Genomic DNA, 8,380 nt, shown 5'->3' on the forward strand with positions numbered 1-8,380 from the left:
CATGTTTTATTAATTTTTATACAATTCGCTTTCTATCTGCCACGCATTACGGTAGTAATCATATAGCTGGCCCGAACCTAACCTATTGACCTCAATACTTTTAACTTGTTCAAAATACTGGTTAGGAAATACAAAGCTGGCTAATAAATATTCTTTACTTACCCACCTTGATGGCACCGGCATAGCGCTTATATTTTTAATTCGCCCACTGGCTGGTTGACCCATTTTAGTGGCTATTGTCCACCCCCATTGCCCAAACGAAGGAATATTTTGCTGGTACTGCTCAACATAATCAAAACCCGCCGCTTTTACCGTTTTAGCAATACTTAAAAATGCTTTTTTGGCATGATAAGGCGAGGTAGACTGCACAGCCATTGCGCCATCGGAAGCTAACAATTGACGTACATGGTTATAAAAATAGTCGCTGTACATTTTGTTTAAATCGGGATGATTAGGGTCCGGCAAGTCAATTAAAATAGTGTCAAATTGCTTACCTTGATCAAGGAGCCTTTCAACCTCTAAAAACGCATCTCCCACAATAATATTGGCGCGTGGGTCTAACATCGATTGTTTATTTAGCGCTAATAACCGCTTACTTATAGACTCAGGCGCTGTAAAATCACCGTCTTTATGGCCAAATAAATTAAGCAGCTGTGCATCTAAATCAATTAACGTTACGTCGTTCACTGGCCACTTTAAAACATCTCTAAGGGCAAGCCCGTCGCCACCACCAATAATTAATACGCTATCGTGCCGGTTTGATGCGAGCATTGCCGGATACACCAGCATTGAATGATATATTTGCTCATCAATACTCGAGAACTGTAAACGCCCATTTAAATACAAGTCGGTAATAGGCGCTGGCTGGTTTTTACTTAAGCGCTCGGTTAATACTACATGCTGGTATTTAGTTGCTTGTGAGTAAATAACTTTATCTTTATAAAGTACATTACTTAAGCTGTTCATCCAGCTACTTCCCATCACTAAAATAAACCCAAACAGTGCCAGTAACACTATATGGCAGATCAGAAGTGCCTTAGCAAAGCGCACATGAGCATGGTAGCGCCATAAAAAGGCGAGCCCTGCCAGTATATTAAAAAGAGCTGTCCACGCTGCAGCTTGCATTATAGGCATCGCCAGCATAATGCTTACCCAAATAGCCGCACCAATACCCGCGCCAATATAATCGGCACCATAAATAGTGCCTGCATTGTTTTCTAAAAAACGCCCGTACACATGTTGGCGAATACGCGCAATAAGCGGTATTTCCATACCAATAAATAAACCCAGTACTAAACCAAACACATAAGGTAAAAAGCGTGACCACTCTTGCAGCTTTTGAAATACATAGCCATTGAGCACAACATCTGGAGGTAAATTAAAAATACTAGAAAACAAATGAGGAAGTGAATAACTTACAGCAATTACACCGGCTATTGCCAGAATACAGCCCATGCCAACCAGGGCAATAATACTTTCAAGCCAAGCAAAGGCGGTAAAGGCATCTTTAAACCAACGGGCTAAAAATGCGCCTAAGCCCATGGCAACTATCATTGTGCCAATCATGGCATAGATAGCACTCTCTACAGAGCCCAGTACCCGCCCTGCGTAATGCGAAAGTAAGTATTCATAAATAAGGCCGCACCCAGCGAGTACGGCCATAACAGTTATTAGTAAAATATCGTGCCCAAGTAAACGTGATTTACTTGGGCTAGTTGTAGTTGATGACACTGATTATGCGCCTAGTAAGGTTGCCATAGTAATACCGACAGCAAACGACACTGCAGCAGAAATAGCACCTACACCTACATTTTTCTGACGGTTAACTTCATCTGAAATATCACAACCTGATAAAATTATTTTGATGGTGATTAAATGCAAAATGATGAATGCCACTAAACTTACAATCGCGCTAATAGCCCAATAAAGCAGGCTAGCATTAATGTTATCGGCCGCATACGGTGCAATACCTGATGCCGCTGTAATAGCTAAGGCACTTCCTACTAAAAAGCCTGCGTAGCGTATACCTACAGCTAAATTGCCATCAATAATGGCTTGTTGTAAACAATCACCGCTTTTATTGGTACGCTTAAATAATTGTACGCGGTATTGGCTTACAAGCAGTAGTGCAACACTGCCAATAATAAAGGCAGCAATAACGATAGGCAGCCCGTGCCAACCCTCTGTTGCTACCCATAAAAGTGCAGAGCGAATCACAATAGCCACACTCACTACATGACCAAAGTCGATAATAGAGGCTGTTACATTACCTTTTACAATTTCGTCGTGCAGGCTGACTTTGCGAAGCGCGACCTTGTCTTGAAAAAAGTGGCCTAATTTAATCAGTACAATGGCTAATACACCATAGCCTAGCATTTGCAGGGCTTCTTGTTGTAACGACGCAGCAAAGGCGCCACTACTCACACCCGTTAATACAATGGCAAGTGCAACTAAGCCTGCCGCAAAGCTAATACCAAAAGCAAAGTTATCGCGTTCTGTTATTTCGTCATTTGCATGAAGGTTTGAAACCCAGCCCTTAATGTATTTCAGGCTTACAAATAACAACACGATAATTGCAAAATCAATCGCCAAAGCTTGTAGCGACCACGTAGTTATTCCATTAAATTCGTACATATTTCTAACTCCAACTTATTCTTTACTTACCACGGCTCACGCCACGAGAGGTTCTGCTACCGCTATTGCGTACCGATCCAGAGCTGTTGCTATAACTACTCGAACGCGAGTAACTACTGCGGCTTTTAGGCGGTGTATAACTACTGCGGCTTAAACCCGAGGCACCCGTTTTTTTGCTCGCATAAGGGCTAGTAAACTGTTTGCCTTGGCGTTGGTACGATTGACGCGTACGCGTTTCTAAAGCACTTTGCGTTTTAATTTGTTTAGGGCTTGAGTAACGATAGCGGCCGTAATCGTTGTAATAGCTATATTTACGGCGGCTGCTCCAACGTCCGTATTCAACACGGTCAAATACATCGCCTAAAATACGGTACATGCCATACCACTGCCAAAAGCTAATACCATTACTATTAGTTTGCCAGTTACCGTAATTAGGGTTGCCCACCAATTGATTACCCTCGCCTGCGCCCTCTGCCTCTTTACTAATAGCACCAACGCGCGCAAGGCTGCCCTTAGACATATCCGCTAGCATATTAATCGGGTCCGTTAACGCATCAGAAAACAGCGTAGGCTTAGCCGCCTCACGTAGTAAATCAATACTGTGTAGCGTATCTTCGTAAGGAGGGATTAAATAAGTGCCTTTAATATCTTTAAGTCGTTGTGTTAAACCACTGTAAAGGGCACCCTGCCTTGTAGCATCAAGGGTAATTACATCAACAACCTGACTAAGTTCTGGCTGTTGCTGTTTAAGGAGTTTGCCATATTCTTTAAGCAATACAGCATTACGTATAGTCCCATTATCAAGCGCGGTACCAAGCTGTGCAAGCTCAACATCTGCCTTTTTAATAGACTCTTGAATTGTTTGTTGTAGTTGCTCTTCTTTAGATTGACAACCCATAAGCACTGCAAACAAACAAAACAGGCTCATAAGTTTCCAAGCTTTTATATTCGACATTCATGTCACCTGATTTAATAAATAACCGCATTAGTCTTACACAGGTCACTTATTAAGCCAAGAATGAAATTGCAACAAAGTAAGTCTGCCTAAAATAAAATAACCAGCTATAGTTACTCTATGAATTTAAACACATTCTTTTACTTACAAATTTAGTAAGTAACATCAGCGCTACGCGTAAGCCTTCTATTAATAAATAACAACAATAAGTAATAACTCTTTTAGTGAAAGAGCATGACAGTAAGAAGGGATTTGGCTAAATGTTTCATAGTATTCGTAACAAATTTATTATTATTACGACTTGTCTAATCGTACTAAGCGCTAGTTTTGTTTTTTATTTAGCTATTAATGAGCACGAGGATTTATACCGCCAATCAGTTGAAGAAAACCTCGATGCTATGTCATCAAATATTTCAGATAATTTGTTACGTGTTATGTCGCAAGAGATAGATTTATTTTCTATTACAACTGAGCTTTTGGGGTTAGATAGGTACGAGCACATAAAGTTTGTAAATGTATTTGATAGTAATTGGCAGCTAATACAGTCCTACGTGCACCCTAATTACTTAAAGTTCGAGGATTTTTCTCCACAGCTAAAGGGTATCAAACCGCAAAGTTTGCCCCGTACCGTCAGTGTTACTAATCAAGGCTTAGTTGCCTTAAAAACAATTGGTGAGGAGCAGTTCCCTATAGGCTACCTATTAATTGTTCAGGATTTTAATAAGCCCCTCAATGAAAGCAAAGCGAGCTTATTTTATAGTGCAGCCCCTATCGTTATTTTTAGTATCGTGATCACCATCATCATCTCTTTTTGGATATACCAACATTTATTAAGCCCGCTATTAAAACTTTCTAAATTCACACAAAAAGTAGAAAAAACAACTAACTATCAACTCCAATACCAGGGCTCAGGCAACGACGAAGTATCGCAACTTGGCAAAGATATTAATAACTTACTTAACACTATTAATGCCCAAGTGCTCACTAATCAAAAAAACACCGCACAACTATTAAAGCAAAAGCAATCAATGGAGCACTTAGCTAACTTCGATATATTAACTGGCTTACCTAATCGCATGTTTATTATGGGCTTACTAAAAGAAGAATTAACGCGCTGTAAAAATAATCATCAAGATATAGCAATTATGTTTTTTGACGTAGATAGCTTTAAAGGTGTTAACGATACACTTGGCCATGAAACGGGCGACCTACTTTTAAAGGCGGTAGCCAGTAATATTAAAAAGCACTTACGCGAAAACGATGTTATTGCACGCTTAGGGGGTGATGAGTTTTTAATAATGCTGCGTAATATAAATAATTACACCGACGTTATTAATATTGCGGAGCAAATTATCAGCTCAATGCTAACGCCTTTTACTATTAACCAGTGGGATATACCCACCGGGGTAAGTATTGGTATTGCCCATGCTAAAGAGGCCGAGTTTGACATTAATACATTGATTAGTAATGCAGACATCGCAATGTATGCCTCAAAAGAAAAAGGTAAAGGGTCGTACACTGTTTTCCATAGAAAAATGTTAGAAAACAGCAAGCGAATGGCTCAAGTGGCTAATTTAATTAGTCATGCAATTGCGCAAAATGAGTTTGAAGTTGTGTATCAGTTAAAAATAGCTGCCAATGGTGAGGCTAATGGCCTTGAAGCCCTTATTAGGTGGCACAGTGAAGAGCTTGGCTTTATTTCACCAGGCGAATTCATACCCATTGCAGAGCAAGCAGGTAAAATAAAAGCAATCACGCAGTGGGTTGTCTCCAGGGTATTTCAAGATTTACCCACACTAAAGCAAACTATAGGTAACCATGTACTCGTTTCTTTAAATCTATCGAGCCATGATCTTAAAGATAATCACTTTATTGATGTTGTAAAAAATAAACTGGTTAAATACAACGTCGACATTGGAAATATCCAGTTTGAAATAACCGAATCAAGCTATCTCGATAATTTTGAAAACTCCAATGAATTCTTTAATCAAATAAAACAAATGGGCGGGTCTATAGCCCTTGATGATTTTGGAACGGGTTATTCATCGCTAAGCTACCTGACAAAAATAGATATCGATACCATCAAAATTGACCGTATGTTCGTTAATCAATTTGACAGCTCAGAAAAGGATGCGGCGGTATTAAAGGCCATACTCGATTTAAGTAAACGCCTAGGTTTAAAAGTATGTAGTGAGGGTATAGAAACAGCCAGCCAAGCTAACTACCTAATTAAAAATGGCAGTGATGAAATGCAAGGGTATTATTTTGCAAAGCCTGTAGCCATAGCACACATTCCAGCAGCTAAAGCCCAAGCAAAAGAGGCATTTAAAGCGCTAACTTTAAAATAAATCAGCGCTACTAGTTAACCATAAATTAAGGCGTTAGCGTTACAACAGTTAGCTCGTCCGGAATTTTTGTATCAGCAGGTAAATAAGCAACTGCATTTTCTTCTTTCAATAAATACGCAATAATTTCTTTAGTCGAGCTAAACTCTAAGGGTGGCTTGCTACGCCCTGTAAATCTCATCTGAGCCCAATAAGCCTGAATTCTGGATTCGGTTAAGCCAACCAATTTCGTATTAAAGTCGATTCGTAACGGGTTTCCGGCGGGTAAATTTACTGCTTTAAATTGACGACTCATCGCGCCGCCCATATAAATATGGCGAACTTGCTGCTTACTCAAAGCTAAGTTTTTATTGGCCGTATTAACAACAATGATCACTTTAGTGGTGTGGCTATTATCCGCGTAGGCTTGTACGCTAATAAACAATAATGACCAAGTAAAAATACACAGCAGTATTATATGTCTAATCACGTAAGTTAACTTAGAGTACATCATCAAAATACCCAATCTAAGCCAATAAGGTAAAGATTCGTTTTTCTATTAAAGCTAACATCCTCAGGGATAACAAAAAAAGAATTACTAACCTCATCGCCCTCTAAAGCAGATACTTCCGCCTTTAATGCCAGATTAGGTAGCACATCCCATCGTATACCAAGTGTCCATGTTTTTAGTGAGTCGGGTGCCGACTCTGCAAACACGCTGTTATAAGCCTGTGCCAGCTGATCAAGCTCTACATTAGCACCAATAGGGATTTCATTCTGATTGGCATTAATTTCTACATCGCTGTCTGCAAAGGTTAAATGATAAGTAAAAGGTGCATTGTTATAGCCTACGGTTAAGTAATAGCTTCGTATAGTCGGAATTATATCTAACTGTGTTTTAATCTTTACCCATTCACCTCTAAAAAAATAATCTAAATTATCATAAATAACACCAAATTGATCTGCATGCGCACTGCCCTGCGTTGTCAGCGACGCCGCACTTTGGCTAAAATTAAAATTCTCTAAAACATCTTGTAGTTGGTTAATCGATTTAAGATCTAACGCTATGTTACCGTTATACCTTGAAGCCCTAAATTCTATATTTTCAATATTCAACCTCCCTATCACACCCACTAAATTATCCACCTCAAAACCTGTTTTAAAAGTGCCTATGCCAATACTTCCCGACTCTTCTCCATAGTACCCTTCAATACTGATATCAAAGTCATCTGAGCCAAATTTGTAAATAGCATCAATACCATTAAATGTTTTAAATAAGTACGTGTCGTATACTTGTTGTGGCGGATTGATCCATGGATATGCAAACCCTACATCAGAGAAGTCGCTCATTGTAAAAAATGGGGTTCGCAGCTTACCGATTTTTATCTGTAGGTTTGTTGTGGGCGTATAAGTTAAATACAGCCATTCAAGTCCACTCTCACCAGATACCGTTGTGCTATCAGATCTAAATAACCCTTGTGCTGTCACTGACCAGTTTGTATTAAACTGATACTCAGCTTGAAGACCTATTAAACTTGATGGTGAAAAGTTAAGACTGTCGTCGTAGCCTCTATATTCGACATCTTTTTCATCTAAATAACCACCAATAACACGCGCGTAGCCTGAAAAATCAAACTCACCCGATTTAGCCGGTAAATGGTGTAGGCTGACGATTAAAACGAATATCTGAAATATTTTATTTCGCATAGACACTCAGCAACCTATATAAAAAAGCGCTGAATATTAAAAAGTAACGACATTTTATAATTCTGCAGAATAATTATTATGAGGTATAACTATAGTCAAAGTTAAAGAGTGTGGATCAAAATACTCTGAACTATAAGCTATTATTTTTATACATCTTAATAGATTAGTTAAGTAAAGAGACTTACTTGTACTGTAATACCAATTCGCTTAATTATGTGATCTATTTGAGGGTGGAAAAACGTGTTGATAGCTAGGCAAAATGATTAAGTATTATTGCGTATTGGTATTACTACAAAGAGTTTGAGCTCTGTGTTGTGTTTTATCCGCGGGTTTCGTGATACTCAACCCACGCTACGGTGGTGCTAGACTGTGCGAATAATATCTGGAATGTATTTTTACTTTTCTGCAGACGAAAAAAAGCCCGGCTCTTTCGAGTCGGGCTTTCTTGTATTTGGAGCCTGGCAATGTCGTAGTGCCCACAGCGGTAGAGAGTCACATAGCAAATGCTACACTATCGTTGGCCGGGCTCGCCTTCGAGCTGTTTTACTTCTCTGGTGAGTTAGCCATGGGTCTGGCTATTTATTAAATCCCAGACAGCAAAAAACCCGTTACATTTCTGTAACGGGTTTCTCTTATTTGGAGCCTGGCAATGTCCTACTTTCACATAGCAAATGCTACACTATCATCGGCGCTGTTTCGTTTCACTACTGAGTTCGGCATGGGGTCAGGTGGGTCCAAAACGCTATGGTTACCAAGCAAA

General features: G+C 39.5%; 6 protein-coding genes and 1 rRNA gene. 1 reads left to right on the forward strand and 6 read right to left on the reverse strand.

What is annotated here, in order from left to right; all coding sequences use genetic code 11:
- Window positions 1–9: 9 nt before the first annotated feature.
- From PSH54_RS17235 to PSH54_RS17245, 3 genes are read right to left on the reverse strand one after another with little or no spacing between them, the layout of a single operon-like run.
- On the reverse strand, window positions 10–1,731 hold the full coding sequence (locus PSH54_RS17235) for a polyamine aminopropyltransferase (RefSeq protein WP_121636773.1): 1,722 nt from the start codon (window positions 1,729–1,731) through the stop codon (window positions 10–12).
- A 3-nt stretch (window positions 1,732–1,734) separates the two neighbouring features.
- Window positions 1,735–2,634 (reverse strand): DUF350 domain-containing protein, encoded by a 900-nt coding sequence (locus tag PSH54_RS17240; RefSeq protein ID WP_004589137.1) that lies wholly within the window; start codon window positions 2,632–2,634, stop codon window positions 1,735–1,737.
- A gap of 22 nt (window positions 2,635–2,656) precedes the next feature.
- Window positions 2,657–3,589, reverse strand: coding sequence for a hypothetical protein (locus PSH54_RS17245; protein ID WP_004589136.1), 933 nt, complete (start codon window positions 3,587–3,589; stop codon window positions 2,657–2,659).
- A gap of 260 nt (window positions 3,590–3,849) precedes the next feature.
- Between PSH54_RS17245 and PSH54_RS17250 the strand changes: the two genes are divergently transcribed.
- Entirely contained in the window at window positions 3,850–5,937 is a 2,088-nt protein-coding gene (locus tag PSH54_RS17250; RefSeq protein WP_273606689.1) for a putative bifunctional diguanylate cyclase/phosphodiesterase, read from the forward strand.
- Window positions 5,938–5,962: 25 nt separating this feature from the next.
- Here the strand turns inward: PSH54_RS17250 and PSH54_RS17255 are convergent, their stop codons facing one another.
- The 3 genes from PSH54_RS17255 to rrf all read right to left on the reverse strand — a co-directional run bounded on the left by PSH54_RS17255 (window position 5,963) and on the right by rrf (window position 8,376).
- Window positions 5,963–6,427, reverse strand: coding sequence for a hypothetical protein (locus tag PSH54_RS17255; protein WP_443197780.1), 465 nt, complete (start codon window positions 6,425–6,427; stop codon window positions 5,963–5,965).
- Window positions 6,427–7,620 carry a hypothetical protein gene (locus tag PSH54_RS17260; protein ID WP_273606691.1) on the reverse strand — a complete coding sequence of 398 codons (1,194 nt, stop codon included), beginning with the start codon at window positions 7,618–7,620 and terminating at the stop codon, window positions 6,427–6,429. The genes PSH54_RS17255 and PSH54_RS17260 overlap by 1 nt, the downstream gene beginning before the upstream one ends.
- Window positions 7,621–8,261: 641 nt before the next feature.
- A 5S ribosomal RNA gene (gene rrf / locus PSH54_RS17265) occupies window positions 8,262–8,376 on the reverse strand.
- Window positions 8,377–8,380: the final 4 nt, after the last annotated feature.

It is taken from the genome of Pseudoalteromonas sp. Angola-30 (assembly GCF_028599215.1).
In the GTDB taxonomy this organism is placed as follows: domain Bacteria; phylum Pseudomonadota; class Gammaproteobacteria; order Enterobacterales; family Alteromonadaceae; genus Pseudoalteromonas; species Pseudoalteromonas atlantica.

Bases quoted from the DNA above. Each gene is read 5' to 3' on its own strand.
- PSH54_RS17240 (WP_004589137.1), bottom strand. From the start codon at position 2,634: ATGTACGAATTTAATGGAATAACTACGTGGTCGCTACAAGCTTTGGCG.
- PSH54_RS17245 (WP_004589136.1), bottom strand. From the start codon at position 3,589: ATGTCGAATATAAAAGCTTGGAAACTTATGAGCCTGTTTTGTTTGTTT.
- PSH54_RS17250 (WP_273606689.1), top strand. From the start codon at position 3,850: ATGTTTCATAGTATTCGTAACAAATTTATTATTATTACGACTTGTCTA.
- PSH54_RS17255 (WP_443197780.1), bottom strand. From the start codon at position 6,427: ATGATGTACTCTAAGTTAACTTACGTGATTAGACATATAATACTGCTG.
- PSH54_RS17260 (WP_273606691.1), bottom strand. From the start codon at position 7,620: ATGCGAAATAAAATATTTCAGATATTCGTTTTAATCGTCAGCCTACAC.